This is a genomic window from Actinoplanes sp. NPDC049265, from assembly GCF_043197135.1.
In the GTDB taxonomy this organism is placed as follows: domain Bacteria; phylum Actinomycetota; class Actinomycetes; order Mycobacteriales; family Micromonosporaceae; genus Actinoplanes.
Genome location: NZ_JBICSP010000029.1, coordinates 1 through 19,991 on the forward strand (window position 1 = coordinate 1; position 19,991 = coordinate 19,991).

At 71.1% G+C, this 19,991-nt stretch carries 17 protein-coding genes; 6 read left to right on the forward strand and 11 right to left on the reverse strand.

What is annotated here, in order from left to right; translation table 11 throughout:
• The 3 genes from ACGFIO_RS40545 to ACGFIO_RS40555 all read right to left on the reverse strand — a co-directional run.
• Nucleotides 1–183 (reverse strand): hypothetical protein (locus ACGFIO_RS40545; protein WP_392835658.1); only part of this gene is annotated, 183 nt, incomplete at its 3' end.
• Between the two features lie 65 nt (nucleotides 184–248).
• Entirely contained in the window at nucleotides 249–2,039 is a 1,791-nt protein-coding gene (locus ACGFIO_RS40550) for a CocE/NonD family hydrolase (protein WP_392835659.1), read from the reverse strand.
• A 172-nt stretch (nucleotides 2,040–2,211) separates the two neighbouring features.
• Entirely contained in the window at nucleotides 2,212–2,580 is a 369-nt protein-coding gene (locus ACGFIO_RS40555; RefSeq protein WP_392835661.1) for a VOC family protein, read from the reverse strand.
• 65 nt (nucleotides 2,581–2,645) lie between these two features.
• Here ACGFIO_RS40555 and ACGFIO_RS40560 point away from each other — a divergent pair, with 65 nt between their 5' ends.
• Nucleotides 2,646–3,113 (forward strand): MarR family winged helix-turn-helix transcriptional regulator, encoded by a 468-nt coding sequence (locus ACGFIO_RS40560; protein ID WP_392835662.1) that lies wholly within the window; start codon nucleotides 2,646–2,648, stop codon nucleotides 3,111–3,113.
• 73 nt (nucleotides 3,114–3,186) lie between these two features.
• On the opposite strand, the gene ACGFIO_RS40565 is transcribed toward ACGFIO_RS40560, so the two are convergent.
• Nucleotides 3,187–4,569 (reverse strand): D-glucuronyl C5-epimerase family protein, encoded by a 1,383-nt coding sequence (locus ACGFIO_RS40565; protein WP_392835807.1) that lies wholly within the window; start codon nucleotides 4,567–4,569, stop codon nucleotides 3,187–3,189.
• 291 nt (nucleotides 4,570–4,860) lie between these two features.
• On the opposite strand from ACGFIO_RS40565, the gene ACGFIO_RS40570 reads away from it, so the two are divergent.
• The 4 genes from ACGFIO_RS40570 (at nucleotide 4,861) to ACGFIO_RS40585 (ending at nucleotide 8,543) form a co-directional block, all read left to right on the forward strand.
• Nucleotides 4,861–5,541 carry a hypothetical protein gene (locus ACGFIO_RS40570; protein WP_392835663.1) on the forward strand — a complete coding sequence of 227 codons (681 nt, stop codon included), beginning with the start codon at nucleotides 4,861–4,863 and terminating at the stop codon, nucleotides 5,539–5,541.
• A gap of 16 nt (nucleotides 5,542–5,557) precedes the next feature.
• Nucleotides 5,558–5,794 (forward strand): hypothetical protein, encoded by a 237-nt coding sequence (locus ACGFIO_RS40575; protein ID WP_392835665.1) that lies wholly within the window; start codon nucleotides 5,558–5,560, stop codon nucleotides 5,792–5,794.
• 30 nt (nucleotides 5,795–5,824) lie between these two features.
• Entirely contained in the window at nucleotides 5,825–6,421 is a 597-nt protein-coding gene (locus ACGFIO_RS40580) for a hypothetical protein (RefSeq protein ID WP_392835667.1), read from the forward strand.
• Nucleotides 6,422–6,494: 73 nt separating this feature from the next.
• On the forward strand, nucleotides 6,495–8,543 hold the full coding sequence (locus tag ACGFIO_RS40585; RefSeq protein ID WP_392835669.1) for a M14 family zinc carboxypeptidase: 2,049 nt from the start codon (nucleotides 6,495–6,497) through the stop codon (nucleotides 8,541–8,543).
• On the opposite strand, the gene ACGFIO_RS40590 is transcribed toward ACGFIO_RS40585, so the two are convergent.
• The 7 genes from ACGFIO_RS40590 to ACGFIO_RS40620 form a co-directional block, all read right to left on the reverse strand.
• On the reverse strand, nucleotides 8,540–9,511 hold the full coding sequence (locus ACGFIO_RS40590) for a hypothetical protein (RefSeq protein WP_392835670.1): 972 nt from the start codon (nucleotides 9,509–9,511) through the stop codon (nucleotides 8,540–8,542). The two genes, ACGFIO_RS40585 and ACGFIO_RS40590, sit on opposite strands and share 4 nt — an antisense overlap.
• A gap of 52 nt (nucleotides 9,512–9,563) precedes the next feature.
• Complete coding sequence (locus ACGFIO_RS40595; RefSeq protein WP_392835672.1) at nucleotides 9,564–9,785, reverse strand: hypothetical protein; 222 nt, start codon at nucleotides 9,783–9,785, stop codon at nucleotides 9,564–9,566.
• A gap of 8 nt (nucleotides 9,786–9,793) precedes the next feature.
• Nucleotides 9,794–14,164 (reverse strand): multicopper oxidase domain-containing protein, encoded by a 4,371-nt coding sequence (locus ACGFIO_RS40600; protein WP_392835674.1) that lies wholly within the window; start codon nucleotides 14,162–14,164, stop codon nucleotides 9,794–9,796.
• Nucleotides 14,165–14,176: 12 nt separating this feature from the next.
• Complete coding sequence (locus tag ACGFIO_RS40605; protein ID WP_392835675.1) at nucleotides 14,177–14,890, reverse strand: DUF2182 domain-containing protein; 714 nt, start codon at nucleotides 14,888–14,890, stop codon at nucleotides 14,177–14,179.
• A 211-nt stretch (nucleotides 14,891–15,101) separates the two neighbouring features.
• Entirely contained in the window at nucleotides 15,102–15,767 is a 666-nt protein-coding gene (locus tag ACGFIO_RS40610) for a DUF1326 domain-containing protein (RefSeq protein ID WP_392835678.1), read from the reverse strand.
• A gap of 13 nt (nucleotides 15,768–15,780) precedes the next feature.
• Entirely contained in the window at nucleotides 15,781–17,475 is a 1,695-nt protein-coding gene (locus ACGFIO_RS40615; protein ID WP_392835679.1) for a hypothetical protein, read from the reverse strand.
• Between the two features lie 86 nt (nucleotides 17,476–17,561).
• Nucleotides 17,562–17,879: an STAS domain-containing protein gene (locus tag ACGFIO_RS40620; protein WP_392835681.1), complete on the reverse strand. Its 318-nt coding sequence runs from the start codon at nucleotides 17,877–17,879 to the stop codon at nucleotides 17,562–17,564.
• 226 nt (nucleotides 17,880–18,105) lie between these two features.
• On the opposite strand from ACGFIO_RS40620, the gene ACGFIO_RS40625 reads away from it, so the two are divergent.
• Nucleotides 18,106–19,950 (forward strand): adenylyl cyclase, encoded by a 1,845-nt coding sequence (locus ACGFIO_RS40625; RefSeq protein WP_392835684.1) that lies wholly within the window; start codon nucleotides 18,106–18,108, stop codon nucleotides 19,948–19,950.
• Nucleotides 19,951–19,991: the final 41 nt, after the last annotated feature.

Here is a 19,991-nt window from a genome sequence, read left to right on the forward strand (position 1 = left end):
CAGGTCTGAGCGGATCAGCTCCTGGTCCTCGGGGTCCATGGCGGCCTCCCGCAGGAACACATCCACCCAGTCGCCCAGCAGCGCCTCGATCCGGGCGAGTACCGCCTCGTCCGTACCGCCGAGGTCGAGGTCTTCCACGGCCGGCCCGGCCCGGCCCTCGGCCCCCCCCCCCCCCCCCCCCATGCCCGGGGTTTTGGGGGCCCCCCCGCGGGGGGGGGGCCGGGGGGCGGGGCCCGCCGCCGGACGGTTCAGCTGCCGCTGCGCAGGGCCAGCGGGAACGTGCCCGGGCCGACGTTGGTCAGCGTGCGGGTGTACTGCCGCAGGTAGGTGTCGAGGAACGGCGACCGGTCACCCTGGGTCGGGACGTCGGCCTTGGGGTTCTGCAGCGCCAGGGTCAGCCGGGCCCGGCTCACCTCGATGGTGTTGCCGCTCGGGGTGTCCAGCCAGCCGCTGTTGCCGATCGTGCCGATCTGGACCCGGAGCTGGTGACCCGCCGCGAACGTCCAGTCGGTCGACTTGAGGTCGAAGGCGACCCGGCCGGCCCGCTCGATCAGCGCCACGTTCTCGTCGAACATCACCGCGGTCCCATCCGGTGCGACGTCCCACAGCCGCACCCAGACGTTGCCGGCCGCGCTCGCCCGCAGGCTGATCCGGGGCGTGGCGGTGATCCGGAGCCGGGCCGTGGCCGGGGTGGACCAGACGGAATAGCTGCTCCGCTCGTCGGCCGCCTCGGTGATCGCGACGCGACCCGCGGCCGGCGGCGCCGGATCGGTGGCGTGCTCCATGTCCCACTGCCGGCCGGCCGTGGTCTTCGGCGCGGTCAGGCTCGTGGCCGCGCCGTCGTCGACGTACCGACCGTCGCGAAGGGCGGCCACCGTGTACGACACCGGCTTGGGCCAGGTCGGCTGGGCCCGCCACGCGCCGGTGCTGTCCTCGATGGCGAAGGCCGGGTCCTTGACGGCCGGCTGCTCACCCTTGAGGTAGTGGTCGTACAGGCGCATGACCTCGTCGAAGAAGCCGGCCCGGCCCTGCAGCAGCTGGCCCTGGGCGTTCCGCTCGTTGCCGCGGACGTGCTCCCACTGGCCCATCCAGCCCCGCTCCAGGCCGTGGTGGTTGTCCAGGTATTCCTCGACGTCCTCGGGCTTGGTGTTGTTCTCGATGAAGCCCTGGGTGAAGAACAGCGGGGTGCTGCTGTCCTTGGCCTTGGCCGGCAGGTTGCGGGACCGCCAGTAGGGCGAGGACAGGTCCGGGTTGTTGTTGTTCGTGAGGTTGTCGGAGAGGCACTGCGGGTGGCTCTGCTCGTACGCCGCGTTGGCCTTGTACCGGCCGGAGTCGTCGGCCAGCTGCGGCATGGTGGCGATGCTGTTGTACGCGTTCGGCGTGCCGGTCACGTTGGGCCGCGGGACACCGTTGCTGAACAGGTAGTTGTACATGTTCCAGAGCGGTTCCTGGGCGACCACCGCGCGCAGCGCGCTCAGCCGCAGGTTGTTGCCGACCAGCCCGGTCACGGCGTCGTAGGACTTGCCGTACATCCCGACCTTGCCGGTCGACCACGGCTGGCTCGCCGCCCAACCGATCGCGGCCTTCACGTCGGCCTGTTCGCCCGGCCCGACCCAGTCGAGGCAACCGGTGCTGCCACCGAAGCCCCGCAGGTCGACCATGACGTAGGTGTAGCCGCGGGCGAACAGGTTGGTGCCGCTGGTGAAGTCTTCGAACCGGCTGGACGGCCCGGTCTGCGCCCACCCCTCGGGCCCGGTCTGGCCGGCGTGGCTGAAGTACGGTCCGATCGCGAGGATCACCGGAGTCTTGGCCCGGGGCGGCAGGTTGGCCGGCCGCAGCACGTCGGCGTGCAGCTCGACGCCACTGTGGTCGGCCGACGGGAAGTACGCCTCCGTCCAGACGGCACCCGCCGGGACGCGCGGGTTCTCCTCGTGGGTGACGCCCGCGGTGGCGGCCTGAGCGGGCCCACCCACCGCGAGAGCCGTAACCATCAGCAACGCGCCGGCTGCGGCGGCTGTCGCACGTCCGCGTGTTCTCATCAGACCCCCTGGGCGATCGAGCGGTGTCTCTGCGGTCCTGACGCTAGCGTGGCCGCGTCCACCGTGGTCGCCCGTGCGCCAGATATCGAGGTCGATACCAGAGGCGTAGTCCAGGGAAGGCGCCGGTTTCGAACTCTCGCGTCCTATTTGCCCCCTGATTGGCCGGGCAAGGTCAGGCGCGGTCGTGAAGGGTGATCCGGTAGCCGTCCGGGTCGGCGAAGGTGAACGTCCGCCCGAAGGGGCCGTCGATCGGCGCCGACACGATGGTGTGGCCGTCGGCGGCGAGGGCGTCGTGGATGTCCTGGACGTCGGTCGCGTGCAGCCAGATCGCCGCGCCGATGCCCGGCTGGGCGACGGCGTCGAGATCGGTGCCGGGAACGATGTCGCGCAGGGCGAAGGCGATCGGCTTGGTCTCGAACACCACCGCGTGCGGCGGCCCCGCGGGCGAGCGGACGAGGCCGAGGTACCGCTCGTAGAACGCCTGCGACGCGTCGAGATCGCGAGCCTGCAGGGAGATGAAGTCGGGTCCGGTGGCGGGCATGAGTCACTCCTTCGATCTTCTGTGTCAGTCTTCTGACACGGATCAAGATATGTCAGAATACTGACATGAGTCAAGACGACACGGGCGTCGACCTGGATACGTCCCTGGGCTACCTGCTGAAAGAGGCGTCGAGCGCCCTCCGCGCAGCCATGGAGGCGGTGCTGCGGCCGCTGGGCATGACCGTGACCCACTACTCCTGCCTCGAACTGCTGGCGCAACGCCCCGGCCTGTCCAACTCCGACCTGGCCCGGGGGGCGTTCGTGACCAGGCAGTCGATGAACGTCCTGCTGCAGGCCCTGGAGCGCGACGGGTACGTGACCAGGCCGTCAGAGGCGCCGGTGGGAAAAGTGCTGCCGACGCGGCTCACCCCACGCGGCCGGCGCAGCCTCGCGAAGGCGTCGGCCGCGGTCCGCGGGGTCGAGGTCCGGATGCTCAGCGGCCTGACCGAGGCCGAGCGGTCGAGCGCGTACACCGCCCTGCGCGGCATGATCCAATCCCTGAGAAACCCGGACGGCGGCGACCATACGGCCTAGCATCGCCGGGTGCACAACGAGTTCACCTTCGCCCGGGACCAGGTCGAGCGCGGCCGGCTGGGTCGGCCCCCGGTCAGATGACGAGGTCGGCGGCGGCGATCCAGCGGCCGCGGTAGGGGCCCGTCCCGAGCTGGTAGAACGGCAGGCCCTGGATCACCGTGTACCGGCTGAGGGGGATCGACCGGCCGCGGCCGGGAGTGAACCGGGCCGCGCCGCGCAGGTGGCCCTCGGCGTCGAAGGCGCGCAACGTGACGGTGGCCGAGCGGGTGACCGGGCGCCACAGGATGCGGAAGCCGAACACGTCGGCCGGGCCGTAGACGTACGCCCGGAACGGCACCTGCCGGACGTAGAGGCCGCGCAGCGCCCCGGAACCGGCCACCATCCACATGTCGCGGGACCCCTTCACCCGGGTACGCAGCGTGAGTAGCGCCAGCGTGCTCTTGCTCAGCGTCACCGCCCGTGCCGGGACGAGTCGCCCGTTCGACCAGCGGTAACCCTGAGTGGTGCCCTTGGCCAGGTACAGCCGGCCGCGCGTGACGGCCAGCGGCTGGTCCAGCCACAGCATCAGCGCCGCCCGGTCGAAGCGCTGGTCGCCGGTCATCTCGGCCAGGTAGCGCACCAGCAGGACGTGCAGCTGGTGGTATTTGCGGGAGTCGCCGCGCCGGTAGTCGTCGTAGTAGGACTGCCAGGCGGGGCGGCGCAGGCGGCCCGCGTACACCAGGGAGGTGAGCAGGCCGGCCTGCAGCAACCGGTACGCCCGCGCGTCCCGCGTGATCACCCAGTAGTCGTAGATGCCCAGCACAGTGAAGATGTGGCCGTTGAGGATGCGGTCACCGGTCCCGTCGGCGAACGTCGTCTCCTCGAACCAGGTGTAGCCGCCGTAGGTCCAGGTCGCCCACGGCCGGCCGGCGACGTTGGGCACCAGCAGCGCGGCGAACGTCCGGTCGGCGGCCGTCCGGTACCGCGCGTCGCCGGTCGTCTCGTACAGGCGCATGAACAGACTCAGCACCTCACCCTGGGCCATCGCCGAGTACCACGGGTTCCGCAGCACAACGGTCGGCTTCGTCGGCGAGGCGGGCAGGACGTGCTCCCATCGGTACGGGAAGAACCAGGCCCCGGCATACACCTGCTTGAAGTTGATCAACCACCGCGCCTGGGTGACCGCGCCGGCCAGCCAGCGCCGGTCCCGGGTCAGCCGGAAGTTGTTCCACATCGTCTGCCCGCACTGCGCGGCGGCGACCGGATGCGGCCGCGGCGTGCTGGTGCGATGGTCCATGCACACGCCGGTGGCCGGCACCAGGTTGGGGAACGACCGGACCACCGTGCCGCTCACGAACCGCCTGCTCCAGAGCAGCCGAGCCAGACCGAACCGAGCGTCCGCCGCCTCGGCCGCCCGCGGCACCGCCATCGTGGTCACACAGGCCAGCGCGGCCATCAGCCCGGCCAGCCATCGCACCGCCAACGCCGCCGCCCCCGTCCGCTCCGCGACTCACCCCGGCTGCCGACGCTAGGCCGAAGGGCCGGACGGAAGCCGCGGTTCCGCGGAATTTCACGTCATCGGGGCCGGCGGCGTCGGAGCGGCCGCGGTCAGGGCCGGGACGGCCGGGACGCGGCGGTGGGAACGCGCATCTGACGACCGTACTCCTTTGGGGCTTCCTCCTATCGGGGAATGGCCGGGGGCGGACCGGCGCCGGTAGCGTTCTTCCGCCGGAGACAAAGCCCCGGAGATCGAGCCGACGAGATACGGGTGAACGTGAGTTCCGACGGGGGCACCACGACCGAGGTCCGCACCCCACGGGGCCGTGTCGTCGAGGGCGTCGTCGCCGTTGGTGGGCTGGTGGCCATCGTCCTGCTGCTCACGTCCAGCTTCGAGCGCCTCAGCGCGGTCGTCAACCTGATCATCGGGTTGCTGGGCGCGCTGGCCGCGCTGCTGGCCGTGCCGTGGGTGAACAAACGGCTGACCGGTACGCGGATACCGTTGACGCCGCTGGTGCGGGTCCTGCTGGCGGCCGAGATCGTGGTCGCCGGTGTCAGCCTCGGAGTGCGCCACTACCGTTCCAGCCACGAGGTCGACGTGCTCGACCAGGTCAGCGAGCAGCTGTTCACGGGCGTTCAGCCGGGGCGTGAGGTGCAGGTCCAGATTCCGTTGAGCGCCGACCGTCGCGCGATCGCCGTGGCCATCGAGATCACCGACCACAATCCGGGCAGCGGCATCTGCGCCCCGTTCACCACCGTGGACGTACGCCAGGCCAAGCGGGCCATCTACGGCAGCCCGCGCCGGGCCCACAGCGCCGAGCGGATCACCATCGTGGCGCCGCGGGCCGGCGCACAGGCCGCCCTCGGCGTCGCCGTTGCCAATGACCAGGACGAGCGCAACTGCCTCGTCGACCTGAGGATCTCGGTCGCGCGTCTGACCAACCAGACGTGACGCCGATGGAGACACCGTGACGAGAAAGATCCTGGCGGTTCTACTGTTGCTCCTGCCGGTGGCCGGCTGTGACCGGAGCCGGGCGGCGCCGGTGACCACGCCGGTCACCATCAACATCGGCCTGGCCGACAACTCGCCCGGCTTCAGCGACGGCGAACCGGCGGTGGGCTTCGACGTGGCCTTCAAGGACCAGTTGATCGACCAACTGGGCGACCCGGATCCACCGCAGCTCCCGGTGAAGGTGTCCGCGTAGTACCGGGAACCGTATCTGCTCGACCGGAAGGTGACCTGGATCGTCGCCAGCTACTCGATCACCAGTAAGCGCAACCAGCAGGGCATTGACTTCGCCGGGCCGTACATGCAAAGCGACCAGGGTCTGCTGGTCCGGGCGGGCGACACGTCGATCCGGGACAAGGCCGACCTGGCCGGCAAGAGCGTGTGCATGGTGGGCGCCACGACCGGGAGCATGGTTCCGTTGCCCGGCGCCAACACCGTCACCCACCGGGAGACCACCCAGGACTGTGTCGACATGCTGGCCCGGGGCGACACCGACGCCGTCTTCACCGACACACTCATCCTCTACGGGTTCATGCAGGTCAACCCGGGCAAGTACCGGGTGGTGCTGTCCGGGGTGTTCGGCACGCCGCAGTTCTACGGCATCGGGCTTCTCGGTGGCCATCTCGACGAATGCCACCGGCTGAACGCGATCATCAAGGACTACCTCCGCGTCCAGTGGCGGATCGATTTCAAGGCGCACCTGCCGACCGCGGTCGCCGCCGCTGCGGCCGATGGCGGATTCGAGAGCCGGTTCAAGCCGCCGGAGGTCGCGATGCGGAAGCTGTCCTGTCAGGTGGCCAAGGAACCCCCGCGCCCGATGTGAAAGCGCACCTGATGGTTGACAGGGGTCGATCGGCGGACTGAGCTGTGTCCACATCGTCCTTTGGAGGCCACGTATGCCGTCCCGGCGCAGCTCGGTGGCGATCGCTGCCGTAGCCGTCCTTATCACCGGCGCACTTGCCCACCCGGGTGCCGCCAGTGCCGCCCCACGCCAGACAATCACCCTCGCCGCGGACCAGACCGCACTGGTACGTTTCCAGCTCACCGGCGAGCAGCAGTTCACCGAGCTGCTCGAGAGCGGCGCCGACATCGCCGCGCGTCCCCGCACCACCGCCGGGGCGGTCCTGGCCGACCTGGTCGTGACCGGGACCGAGCTGGCCGCCCTGACCGCCAGGGGTGCGAAAGCCGAACAGATCATCCCGACCCAGAAGCCGGTCCGAGCCAAGGCGCAGCAGCGGGTCCAGGCCGACACGCTGCAGTTCCTGCAGGCGTACTGGTGGACCAGCAAGGGCAACACCTTCCTGCAGACGCAGGTCGCGACCACGGCCAGCGACGACCCGGACGTCGAGATCACCGTCGCCTGGACCACCGCCGACGGCGCGACCGGCTCGTTCCCGCTGATGCGGTTCGAGGACGCGGGGGAGTACCAGTACCACTGGGCGCTGCCGCAGAAGTTGCCGTCACAGCCGGTGACGGTGGTCGCCACGTCGTCGCTGGGCGGAAAGTCGCGGGTCATCACGCCGGGTGTCTGGCCGGGGGCCACGCCGCCGCCGAAGCCGGCCGGCTACCAGCAGGACTTCATCGACGCGTACATGACGCCGCAGGACATCACCGCGCGGATCAAGCGGCTCAAGCGGCAGTACCCGGCCCTGGTCGACGTCCTCGACCTGCCCAACCAGACCCAGGGCTACCGGCGTACGGCGGTCGCCTACCTCGGTGACCCGGCCGTCTCGGCGGTCGTCGTGGAGACGGTCAAGTTCGGTGCCGAGAACCAGAACGGCATCCAGGCGCGCACGGTCGACCCCGGGCAGCCGAATCGGCCGCTCTCCGTCGCGTACCGTGACCGGGTTTTGACCGTCAGTCTCGCCACCGACGCCGCCGGCAAGACGACCAGCACGACCACCGAGGTCGCGAACGCGATCAACGCGCGCTTCCCGGACCGCTTCCGCGCCTTCGCCGAGGACGGCTCGGCCGGACTGCCGATGCCGGTGGCCGGTCCGGTGCGGCTCGACGACGGTCTGAAGGGTACGGAGGTCCCAGCGCGCCCGTGGACCGTGCAGGCGCTGCGCATCGGCAAGGTGCGCGACGGGTCCAAGGCCGGGGTGCTGGCCTACTCCCAGGAGCACGCCCGCGAGTGGGCGACGCCGCTGGTCACCATGGAGTTCGCCGAGCGGCTGCTGGCCAACTACGCCACCGACCCGGTGACCCGGGACCTGCTCGACTCGGTCGACGTCTTCATCATCCCGACGGTCAACCCGGACGGCGCCAACTACACGTTCAACGACTACAACTTCCAGCGCCGAAACCTGAGCAACCACTGTACGGGCACCGCCCGCGACCCCAGGAACCGTGACCGCTGGGGCGTGGACGTGAACCGGAACTACGCGGTCGGCTCGCTCTTCGACGGATACGTGGGCGCCAGCAGCAACTGCCTGTCCGACGTGTACGCGGGCACCGGCGAGCTCAGCGAACCGGAGAGCCGCAACGTGGTCGCCCTGGCCACCGCCCACCCCAACATCAAGTTCTCGCTGAACGTGCACTCGTACGGCGGCTACTTCATGTGGTCGCCGGGCGCCTACAAGGCCGAGGGCCGGGTCACCCTGCCCCGGCCGTCGATCGACGAGGCCAAGTATTTCCAGGACTCGGCCCGCCGCATCGTCGGGGCGATCGCCTCCGAGCGGGGCACCGTGACCTGGCCGTCGTACACCGGTCCGGTCGCCGACGTGCTGTACAGCGCGGCCGGCAACTCGGCCGACCACCTGTACTACGACCTGGGCATCACCGCCTGGAACTTCGAGGTCGGCAACGACATCTGGAACGACGCCATGCAGCAGTGGGAGGGCGTCGGGTTCCAGCCGCCGTTCACGGAGGCGCACGGCGAGTCCCAGGAGTACGCCTCCGGGCTGGTCGAGCTGGTCCGGATCGCGCGGGACAAGGGCCGTTAAGGCGGGTCGATCATGCCCCGGCTCTCCGGGTCGAGGATGGGCAGCAGCATCGGCGCGAGGTCGTCGCCGGTGCTGCCGGCCAGGTGGCGGGCGATGCCGGCGATCAGGTCGGCGACCTGGACTCGGGGGTCGGTGCGCGAGTCGACCAGGGTGACCTCGACCAGGCCGGTGCCGGCGGCGATGGCGGCGATCCGTTCCGGGGTGATGGCCGACTGGTCGTCGTGCGTGATCGCGAGGGTGCCGCCGGGCGGCATCCACATCGCGGCGGCCCGGCCGAGCGCCGGCACGACCGGCTCGAGCAGGGTCGCGCGTTTCGGGTCGGCCTTCAGGGCGGCGCGGACGGCGGCGGCGGCCGGCAAGCGGTCGCGCATCGGGCGCAGCACGTCGGCGACCTCGCCCGGGGTGGACAGCAGGTCGTCGAGAGCGGCGGCGAACGGTGCCAGCGGCTCGCGCGGTGTCCAGCGGGTGTTCGTACGCATCAGATCGGACGCCGCCGTGAGAAACCGGTGCCAGCGCTCGCGGCCGTAGGTCTTCGGACCCTGGACGTGCAGGGTGAGCGCGGCGCGACGGGCCTCCGAGCCGCGCCCCGGAAGGTCGGTGCCGCGCACCTCCTGCCCGCCGAGGAGGTCGCACAGGCGGGCCAGGGTGAACCGGACCGGGTCGATCAGGTGCACGCGGGCGTCCGGGCCGTCCGGCCCGAGCAGATCCCGTACGAGATCACGATGCCGTGGCCGCAACACCGCGCCTGCCTTGAGCTCCCCCGACGGTCCGCCGTCCATCCGGCGCCGCAGCCCGGCGATCACCTCGGCCGCCTCCGCGTGCCCGATGCGCACCGAGGCGTGCGCGAACACCGGCACGTGCCCGCCGACCAGGTTGCCGCCGGCGAACCCGGACTCGTCGCACACGATCTCGACGTGCGGCGTGCCCCGCGGCCGCCCCGACTCCCACCGCCGGATCACCGTCCCCATGCCCGTCGATGCTGCCACCCCGGGCCGCGCTGTCCAGCGGGTTTCGCCCGGGTCACGGGGACACGATGTCGGTGAACTCGTCGCCGTCGTGGAGGCGGCGGATCAGGTCGAGGGCCGCGGGACGGCCGCCGTGGGTGGAGAGCCAGGCGTCCACGACGCAGGCACCGTCCGGGTAGAGGCCCGGGCCGGTTGACGTGCCGGCGGTGACGCGCTGCCGGGCGCCGGCCGGGTCGGGGCAGGGGAGGTAGCGGCTGTCCTGCGACCCCGGCGGCACCCACGCGTTCAGGGCCGGGGCGAGACGCGGATGATGCCCCAGACGCCGCCCTCGACGGCCCAGCGGAAGGCGCCCGACCGGTAGGCGTGGTCGCCTGCGGACCGGGCCCGCATGGACAGTGTCCGGGCGTACCCGCTGGTCAGCCCGGACAGCGCCGCCTCCACCGGCCCGTCCGGGACCCACGGCGCGGCCGGCCAGGCCATGCCGTGCACCGTGAACGAGTGGTTGCGCGGCTTGTCGGCGGCGCCCAGCAGCCGCAGCCACAGGTGGTCGCCGACCTGGGCCGGCCAGATCGGCGTGGGCGGCTCGTCGCGGTCCAGCACGTCCCTGGGATGCACCAGCGCGGTCGCGTAGTTGACGCCCTTCTGCCCGGCGTCCTCCGGGTCGTCGCCGGGCTCGACGTCGGACACCGCCATCGTCGGGTTGCCGGCCACGAAGTGCCGCAGACCGTCCTGTACGAGCAGCACCTGCTCGCCGGCCACCCGCTCGCCGCCGGGGGAGAGCAGTACGACCTGGGTGCCGGTCCACTGCTCGCGGCCGGTCTGCGGATCGACCGGCGTGACCCCGGCGGGCTCGACGACGAGGGCTCCGACCAGGCCGTGGTGCCGGTGGTTGCGTACGTCGGCCATATCCTGCAGGTAGCAGACCTGGCCTTCGAGTCGCGGGTCGGCGAACCACCAGTACTCGCGCCAGTTCGGCCCGTCGTCGTGGGCCGTGGCGCCTCCGTGGTGGCCGGCTGCCTCGACCAGCAGCGACGGGACGGTGCTGTCGTGGTTGTTGCCCACGTACGCGCCGTCGTCGCTGACCACGTCGTAGCGCAGCAGCGACGGGTGCAGCGAGACCCGGGACGACAGCGTGCGCTCGTCGTCCAGCGGCAGTGCGGGCGGGAACGGCTCGACCCCGAAGGCGGGCAGTGTCGGGTCCCCGGGCTCGGCCAGGTCGTTGATCAGCGTGACCCGGATCCACTCGCCCGGACGGGCTCTGAGGACCAACGGCTGACGGGTACGCCGGACCCCGTACGCCACGCGACGCGGCCGGTCCTGATCGTCGTACTCCTCGACGAAGCCCTCGGCCGACTCGAAGATCAGCCCCCACGGGTCGGTCAGCATCCGCCCGTCGTACTCGTGCTCGTGCCGGCGGGCGGTGACCACATAGTCCCGGTCGGGCCGGGCCGGCCGGGGCGGCAGCGCCGGATCGAGCCCCCGCCGGCCCGGCAGCGGCGGCAGTTCGCGCTGGTGGGCCGGGCTGGGCGGCAGCGCGCGGACCAGACCCCAGCAACCGAGCCACAGGTCGTCCATGGCCGCGAAGTGCCACAGGTGGTCACCGGCACCGTAGGCGTCCAGGTCGAGCGTGAACGCCTCCGAGATGCCGATCGTCTGCTGGTTCACGCGTACCGATCGATCGTTCTTCCATTCCCGGGGCCAGCGCAGCCCGTGGGTGACGAAGCTGTGCTGCTCCTCGTGCGAGCCCTGGATGAGCCGGATCCGCAGCCGGTCACCGGGGTAGGTGCGGATGATCTCGGTGTCGGGGTCGGGCCCGGCGAACCACCGGGACGGGTCGTCACCACGGAAGGTCAGCGGCGAGCAGCGGTAGTTGACCGCCATGACCCCGGGATCGTCGTCGCCACCGAGTTCACCCGGCGGGTTGAGCGGTTCGGAGGAAGAAGTGACCAGCGGGACGAAGTCACCGACCGCGATCCCCGCCTCCCGATAGGCCGGCAGCCCGGACGACAGCGGCGGCAGCACCACCGCCTGCGGTCCGGACCAGGCGAGCGTCTCCTGGTCGGGCCGCAGCCAGCGCGACCCGAACGGTTCCGCGATCAGCGCCGCGAACAGCCCGTGTTTCTGCCGGTAGTTGGCCAGCAGGTGGTCGTGGAAGAAGCACGGCCCGAACTCCTCGTCGACCACCCACCGGTGTAGCCCGACGTTCACCGGGAGCTCGTCCGGCGAGGACGGAACCGTGGACACGGCGGACGGGCAGGACGCGCCGGAGAGGTAGTTGAAGCCGGTCGACGAGCCGTCGGCCGCCAGCACGTCGAACTTCACCAGGTGGACGTGCATCCCGCACTCGGCCGGTGGCACCGGCAGGTCGAACCCGTCGGCGTCCACGCGGTCGAGGTTGTTGAACATCCGCCACTCGACGATGTCGCCGTGGTTGGCGCGCGGGAAGAACGGCTCGATCCGGTCGGCCGGCGGGTCGAACGGAACACCGTCCACCGTGACCGAGCGGATCTGGTAGTGGTGTCCTTGAGGGTCGGTCCAGCCCTGTGCGTTGTAGACCACCGGGTCGGCGTCGACGTGTACGTCGTAGCTGATCACCCGCGGGGACGGCTGCCCGGCCGCCGCGTTCCACTGGGCCGCGTCCCCGTCGAGGTCCACGAAGACCGCCCCGGGCCGGGGGTCGGCCACCACACCGGCGGGAAAGGCACCGGCCTCCAGCGGGGAGTGCGGCGGCAGGCCGAGCAGCCGGCGCCGGCCGCCCGCGAGCGAGGCGACGACCGCCGGCGGCGGGGGAGACTTCTGGGGGTACGCGGCGTCGATGAACCAGGGGAAGCCGGGGAGCTCGGCCGAACGGCGCGACGGTTCGCGCCCCGGCAACGGCCGCAACGGGTGCGCCGGGGTTCCGTCCGGGTAGGCCGGAACCGACTCGTCGACCAGCCGGTCGAAGCTGCGCCACAGCCCCCACATCCCGTGGTGGAAGTGCGGGTAGAGATGGCAGTGCCAGATCACGTCGCCGGGCGCCTTCTGCCGGCTGCCCGAACCGTAGAGCGGGTCGATGGTGATTCCGGTCTGCGGGCCGATCGTGACCGAGTCGAGCAGCTGCGAGTCCGGGTCGGCGGCGATCGCCCGCCACTGGTGTACGTGCAGGTGGTAGACGTGGGTCTCCTTGACCCCGGCGTGCAGCACCCGGACCCGGGCCGGGTCGCCCTTGTAGGCCCGGAAGATCGGCGTCACCGGATCCCCGAACAGCCATGAGCTGTGGTGCTGCTCCTCGCCGGCCACCCGCTCCAGGAACGCGCCGTCGCTGTCGCGGGCGACCAGGAACACCTCGGTCAGGTCGTCGTCGATGACCATGGTCATGGCGTGCTGGTCGACCTGGCCCGGCGGCGGCAGCGGCCGGCCGGCGGACTGCTCGACCAGCCGCCGCATCCGGTGCGGCAGCCGGTTGGGCATCGGCTCGGCCCGCAGCGACAGCGGCATCACGTCGTGCTCGCCGGTGACGTGCAGCCCGCTGTGCACCGACGGCTCGTCGTGCATGAACACGGTGAACTCGCGGTGGCTGTGCGCGGTGCCGTGGTGGAAGTCGACGAACGGCACGTCGGGGCGGTCGCCGGGGACGATGATGTCGGCGTACGGGCCGTCGTGCGTTTGCTCACCCGTCTCCGGGTCGCGCCAGGTCGCGCCGGCCGGCTCGACCAGGAACGCCCCGAACAGCCCGTGCGCGTTGGTGCCCCGCTCGTCGCCGCGGACGTCGCCGAGGTCGTTGATGACGTACGCGCCCTCGTGCGTGGCCGTCCAGTGGTAGGTGCGGCGTTCACCCGGGCCGGCCAGCGAGGTCGGGTTGCGGCCGACCGAGGCGCCGTCGTCGAGCTGGATGTCGTTCGGCACGTCGCCCTGCACGTGCAGGCCGACCCGGCGGTCGCGGATCTGGTTCTCGAACCGGACCTCCACGCTCTGCCCGAGCGCGGCCCGCAGCACCAGCGGCCGGGCCAGGGGGAGTGGGCGCAGCGGATTGAAGCGATCGTAGGCCGGGGTCGCGGCGCCCAGCCCGCTCACGTCGGTGCGATGGTCGTTGAGGATCAGCCGTCGCACCCGGGTTGGGGAGAGGCCGGTCTCGCGGGCCAGCCTCCGCAGCGTGGCGTCGTCGCCGGCCTCCAGCTTGGCCAGCCGTTCGGCGATCGCCGCGCGGGTGGCCGCCAAGGATTCCGCGTGCAGTGTGACCCAGGCGGCGCGGGTCTCGGCGTCGGGCGGAAGGGTGCGCACGGCACCGTCGGTGAGCAGGTCGAGCGCACCGAGGATCTCGTCCACGGTGGCGTGCAGGTTCTGCTCCCGCGCGGTCGGGGCCGGTGTCTCGGCGTCCTCGGCGTCCAGGTCGACCGGGGCGGTGATGCCGTAGTCGAGCAGCGGGTCGCCGGGTTCCAGCTTGGCCCGCATCAGCTCGTAGCGGTGCAGCCCGTCCACCACCAACTGCATCCATTGCGCACGGACGTGCGTACGGGGAAGAAACTGATTGTCGTCCTCCCATCGGGCCCGCGCGAACTCGAACAGTGGGAGGTAGGTCCGCAGAACATAGATCAGGCCGTCCGGGTCGTGGTCACCGTCGTCGGTGTAGACGACCGGGAACTGGACGGCGACCACGTCGTAGGTCAGGTCAGCCATGGTTGAGGGCTCCTAGGTGAAGAGGGCGTCCACGCCGAGCAGCAGCGAGACGCCGAGGATGACGGCGGCCGCGCCGGCCGGGCGGACCAGGACGCGGCCCGCGCGGGTGAGTCGTTCGGCGGCCATCAGGAGTGTCAGTACGGCCATCGCGCCGAGCCCGGTCGCGCCGGTGAGCAGCCCGACCGCCATCAGCGCCCAGCAGCAGCCGACGCACGACGCCGCGTAGACGCCCGCGATGGCGACGCTGCCGGTGAGGGGATCGCCGCGCCAGCGGGTCATGGCGATCCCGCGCGGGGTGCGGCAGGCGGTCAGGCAGGCGTCCTTCCACGGCGTGAACTGCCATGCGCCGGCCAGCACCAGCCCCGCGCCGAGCAGCATGTGCTCGTGCGGCAGCCCCGCCACGAGACCGCCGAGCCGGTCGGTGCCGGCGGTCAGGACCACCCCGGTCAGGATCCAGACCAGGACAAAGATCAAGATCGCGAGGCCGGTGTACGCGTCGGAGCGCGTGAGCCCCCGGACGATCCGGAACAGGGGCAGCGCCGGTGGCAGCATCATCGCCACCACCATGATCAGCCAGCCGCCGAGCGTGGTGTGCCCGTGGTGCCCGGCGTGCGCCTCCCGCCCCAGCGCCATCGCCGCCCAGGCCAGCACGCCCAGCGTGACGACGAGCCCGGTCAGCCGATCCCAGTCCCGCCGCGTCGCTTTGCTCTGAGCACTCATACGCATCGGCCTGGCCTTTGCTCTGAGCACTCATACGCATCGGCCTGGCCCTTGCTCTGAGCACTCATACGCATCGGCCTGGCCCTTGCTCTGGGCACGTATACGCATCGGCCTGGCCTTTGCTCTGAGCACATATACGCATCGGCCTGGCCCTTGCTCTGAGCACATACATGCATCGCATCGGGCGGCGGAGCCGGATGCGCGGCGTTCCGCAGGATCATCGGCGGGTGCGGGTGCGGGGCGGGATCGGGTCGGCGTACCGGAACCGTCCTCGCATCGCCGAGCGACCGGCCACGTCCAGGTAGGCGCCGGCCAGCGCCGGGACCCGGACGGCGAGCCGTTCGGTGCGGTGCGCGGCCACACCGTCGTCGCCGGCCACACTGAGCTCCCGGTCCAGGGCGGTGTGCCGCAGGGTGAGCGGCTCGTCCTCGTCCAGCAACACGTGCGGCGCGCCGGTCGCCTCGACCGGACCGGCGCCGGGCCCGCCGACCAGCAGGTGCCAGCCGGACTCGTCCGCGGTCACGTCGATCCGGGCCGCCAGCCGCTGAACGACCACGCCGCTGACCGCGGCCAACTCGCCCAGCGGACCGGACAGCTCACCGGCGAACGCGGCGCCGAGCAGCTCGAACTGCCGTTCGTCGGCGTTCTCGTCGATGAACAGCGCGGTCGCGGTGTCGCCGGCCCGCCGCGCTCCGGCGTGGGTGGAGACGCTGACCACGTGGAGCTTGCCGACGTCGACGCCGTCGATCGCCGAGCCCTCGTCCAGCCGCCAGGCGAACAGCCCGGTGCAGTGGTCGGTCTCGGGTGCGTCGTCCAGCCAGCACGGGCAGACCAGGGTGCAGTCGCAGGCCTCGGTGAAGACACCGGTCAGGAGGTATCCCATCGTCGTACCCCTTTCAGCGCCGGACGGAGACGGTCGTGGTGACCGAGCCGCCGCGGGTGGACGTGATCGTGATCGGGTCACCGTCGGCCGGGGTCACGGCGGTCTCGCCGGGGATGACGGTGCGGCGTACGTCCCAGCCGAGCGTCGCGTCCACCGCGGACGTGCCGATCTCGACGCCGTTCCGGCTGACCGTGACCCGGTCGGGCAGCGGTCCGGTGGCGGTCCCGTCGACCCGCCAGCGGCCGGCGTCGGTGCGGAACTCGGCCCGGCCCACGGTCAGGGTGTCCACCGCCGGGCTGGGCGCGGTCACCACGATCGCGACGGTGTCGGTCTCGGTGCCGTTCACGGTCACCTGGAACCGCAGCGGGCCGGGCGCCGGGGCGGTGAACGTCGTCCGCGGCGCCGACGGGTCGGACAGGGTGACCGGGGTGCCGGCGGTCTGGGCCCAGGCGAAACCGGTGGCCGGGCCGGTGCTGGCGCTCGCGTCCAGGACGACCAGGTCGCCGGGGACGACCGCGCGGTCCGGGCCGGCCTCCGCGGTCAGCGGGTCGGCCGGGTCGGCGGGCCCATCGATCAGCACGTGCCGGGCGTGTGAGCCGCCGTGGGCCGAGGTGACCTCGACGGTGGCGGGCGGCGCGTCGACCGGTTCGAAGGTGCCGCTGCCGTCGGTCAGGTCGCCGAAGCCGGTCACGGTCAGCTTGGGGCCGTCCAGGTCGGACGAGATGGCCTCGACGGTGAGGCGCCGGGCGGCCGTGTCGTAGCCGGCGGTCCGGATGGTGACCGCGTCGACCAGGGGCGTGGTGACCGTGGTGGGTGGCTGGTCGGTGGTGTTGACCAGGGCGATCGTGCCCGGTGGGGCGGTGCCGAGCTCCGCGCGTACCTGGTAGTGGGTTTGGTCCGCCCGCAGCGTGGCCCCCGCGGCCCGCAGCGTCTGACCCTCCTCGGAGGTCGCGAAGACGTCGGCGACGGCCAGCCCGCCGGTGCGGGTGTAGACGGCCCGGGTGACCTCGGCTCCGGCCACCGTGGCCAGCCGGCCCTGCAGCGAGAACAGGTTGGTGCTGACCTCGTCGACGCCCGGCCCGCCGGCGCCCGGCCCGGTGATCCGGACGAAGTCGGTGCCGAACGGGCTGCCGGTGACGGTGTGGTCGACGCCGCCGATGCCCAGGTAGCCGTCGGGGGCGCCGCTGTCCCAGCGCAGGAACGGCGCGACCTCGCCGTCGCCGACCACGGTGTCGAAGGCCAGTGCGGCGGCGCCGATGTCCTCGGTGACGAAGACCCGCCCGTTCTCGTCAGCGACCAGCGGATCGGTCTCGCCGTAGGGGTGGGTGAAGACGTACGCCGCGCCGGGCACGCCGTTGTCGATGCGGACCCGGACGCGCGCGAAGACCTGCTGCTGCCCGTCCTGCGGCACCTCGAGGGCGAACGCCGCCTCGAGGGCCAGGATCACCCGCGCGCGGCCGGGCCGGGGACCGCCGCCGATCGGCAGCTCGGCCTCGGCCAGGAAGTAGAAGGCCTCGTCGGGGAAGTTGTCGGGGAAGCTCACCGGCGCGGCCGGGTCGGGCCGCTCGCCGACCGCTGGGGTGTTCGGGTCGGCCGGGTCGGTGGCCAGTTCGAGCCGGACGCCGTTCGCGTCCTTGTACCAGCGTGGGAATCCGTTGTCCGGATTTATCGGACCGCGTACGGCCAGCCGTTCGTTGTTGCGAATCATGCGGTGTTCCCCTCCCGTGGGCATGACACGTCGTACGGGAAGGGAGGGAGGGGAACCGGTGCAGATACTCGATGTTGGTTGTCAGATCACGGACTGTGACGATGATCGTCGATGAGGTCGAGCAGGCCGGCCACGTCCATGACCCGGTGCACGACGCCGGTGGCGCCGGTGATCTCGAACCGCTTGCCGAGATCACGGGCGGCGTTCACGCCGATGATGACCGCGGCCAGGGCCTCCGAGTCGATGAAGGTGGTCCGGCTGACGTCCAGGACGACCGTCGTGGTCCCCGGGTCCGTGACTACCCGGAGTAACGCGCTGGTCAGTTCATCGCGGGCGCTCAGATCGAACTCACCGGCCAGCGCGAGCACCGGCGGATCTGCACTGAGCGTGTATGGATCTTCCACGCGACATTTGTACCAGGGCAACTATCGGATTCACGTGCCGGTACCGGTTCCGGATGCCCGAACATCCGCGTGTCGCCTGCCGCTTCGGGCAACCGGGTTCCGGAACCGCGGCGAGTTGTCCGGACCCGGCCGGATTGCCGCGTTCCCCGGCTTGACGGAGAGATCTGTCTATCGCTTGCTTGTGACCTAGTGCATTGCAAGCCCGTAAATTTGGGGAAGGACCCGCATGATCACACGCCGGCGCCTCGGCCGGATCCTCACCGTCTGTGCCGCTCTCACCGGGCTGGTCCTGACCTCCGCCGCCTCGGCCGGGGCTCAGCCCGTCACCCACACCCCAGCGTCGCAGGCCGTCGGCTTCGGACCCAACGTCACCGTCTTCGACCCGAGCACGCCGGTCAGCCAGATCCAGGCCGTCCTCGACGCCACCAACGCCCAGCAGGTCAGCAACGAGATGGGTACGCAGCGCTACGCGTACTACTTCAAGCCCGGCGTCTACGGCACCGCCGACCAGCCCCTGCAGATCAAGGTCGGCTACTACACCGAGATCGCCGGCCTCGGCGCCTCCCCGGAGGACGTGGTCATCAACGGCAAGGTCGAGGTCTACAACCGCTGCCTGACCGCGGACAACTGCCTCGCCCTGGTCAACTTCTGGCGTACGGTCTCCAACCTGACCGTCAACGTCAACGCCAAGGGTCAGGACGGCTGCCACGCGTCGGCCAACATCTGGGCCGTTTCCCAGGCCGTCTCGCTGCGCCGGGTCAAGGTCACCGGCGGCAACCTGTCGCTGATGGACTACTGCTCGGCCGGCCCACAGTACGCCTCCGGCGGCTTCATCGCCGACTCGCAGCTGCCGGACACCGTCAATGGCTCGCAGCAGCAGTGGCTCACACGCAACAGCCAGGTCAAGAGCTGGTCCAACGGCGTGTGGAACCAGGTGTTCTCCGGGGTCGAGGGTGCGCCGTCCGAGGCCGGCTTCCCGGACCCGCCGTACACCACGGTGGACAAGACGCCGGTCAGCCGGGAGAAGCCGTACCTGTTCGTGGACGGCCACGGCCAGTACGCCGTACGCGTACCCGCCGTGCAGCGAAACTCGAGCGGCGTCTCATGGGCCTCCTCTCGTGGCCGCACCATTCCGCTGAGCGACTTCTACGTGGCCAAGCCCGGTGACGCCGTCGCGAAGATCAACAACCAGCTCGCCAAGGGCAAGAACCTCCTGCTCACCCCCGGGGTGTACGACATCCCGCGCAGCATCGAGATCAAGCGCCCCGGCACCGTGGTGCTCGGCCAGGGCCACGCCACGCTCACCGCGGTCAACGGCTCGACGCCACTGCGCGTCTCCGACGTACCCGGCGTCGTCATCGCCGGCGTGACCGTCGACGCCGGCCTGAAGAAGTCCAAGGTGCTGGTGCAGATCGGCCGGCCCGGCCAGGACGCGTGGGGCCGTAACTCCGACCCCACCACGCTGAGCGACCTGTACTTCCGGGTCGGCGGCCCGCACGTCGGCAAGACCGGCACCGCGCTCGAGGTCAACGCCGACGACGTCCTGATCGACCACACCTGGGTGTGGCGGGCCGACCACGGCGTCGAGGGCTTCAGCGGCGACACCGAGCGCTGGAACACCAACACCGGCACGACGGGCGTGATCATCAACGGTGATCGGGTCACCGCCACCGGCCTGTTCGTCGAGCACTTCCAGCGCTACAACACCGTCTGGAACGGCAACAACGGCACCACCATCCTCTATCAGAACGAGCTGCCGTACGACCCACCGGCCCAGAAGGACTGGATGAACGGCAAGGTCGAGGGCTACGCCGGTTACAAGGTCGGTGACCAGGTCCGCAACCACCACCTGTACGGCGCCGGGGTGTACGTGTTCAACCAGAACAACCCGTCGATCCACACCGAGAACGGTTTCGAGGTCCCCAACCGTCCCGGCGTGAAGCTGCACCACATCATGACCGTCAACCTCAGCGCCGGCGTCATCGACCACGTCGTCAACGGCGTCGGCCCGGCCGCCGACACCACCAAGATCGGCGTACCCGTCTACCTGCCGGATTACCCCGTGTCCTGACACCCTGTCCCCAGAGAGGCTGCCTCGCTGGGTGAACGTGG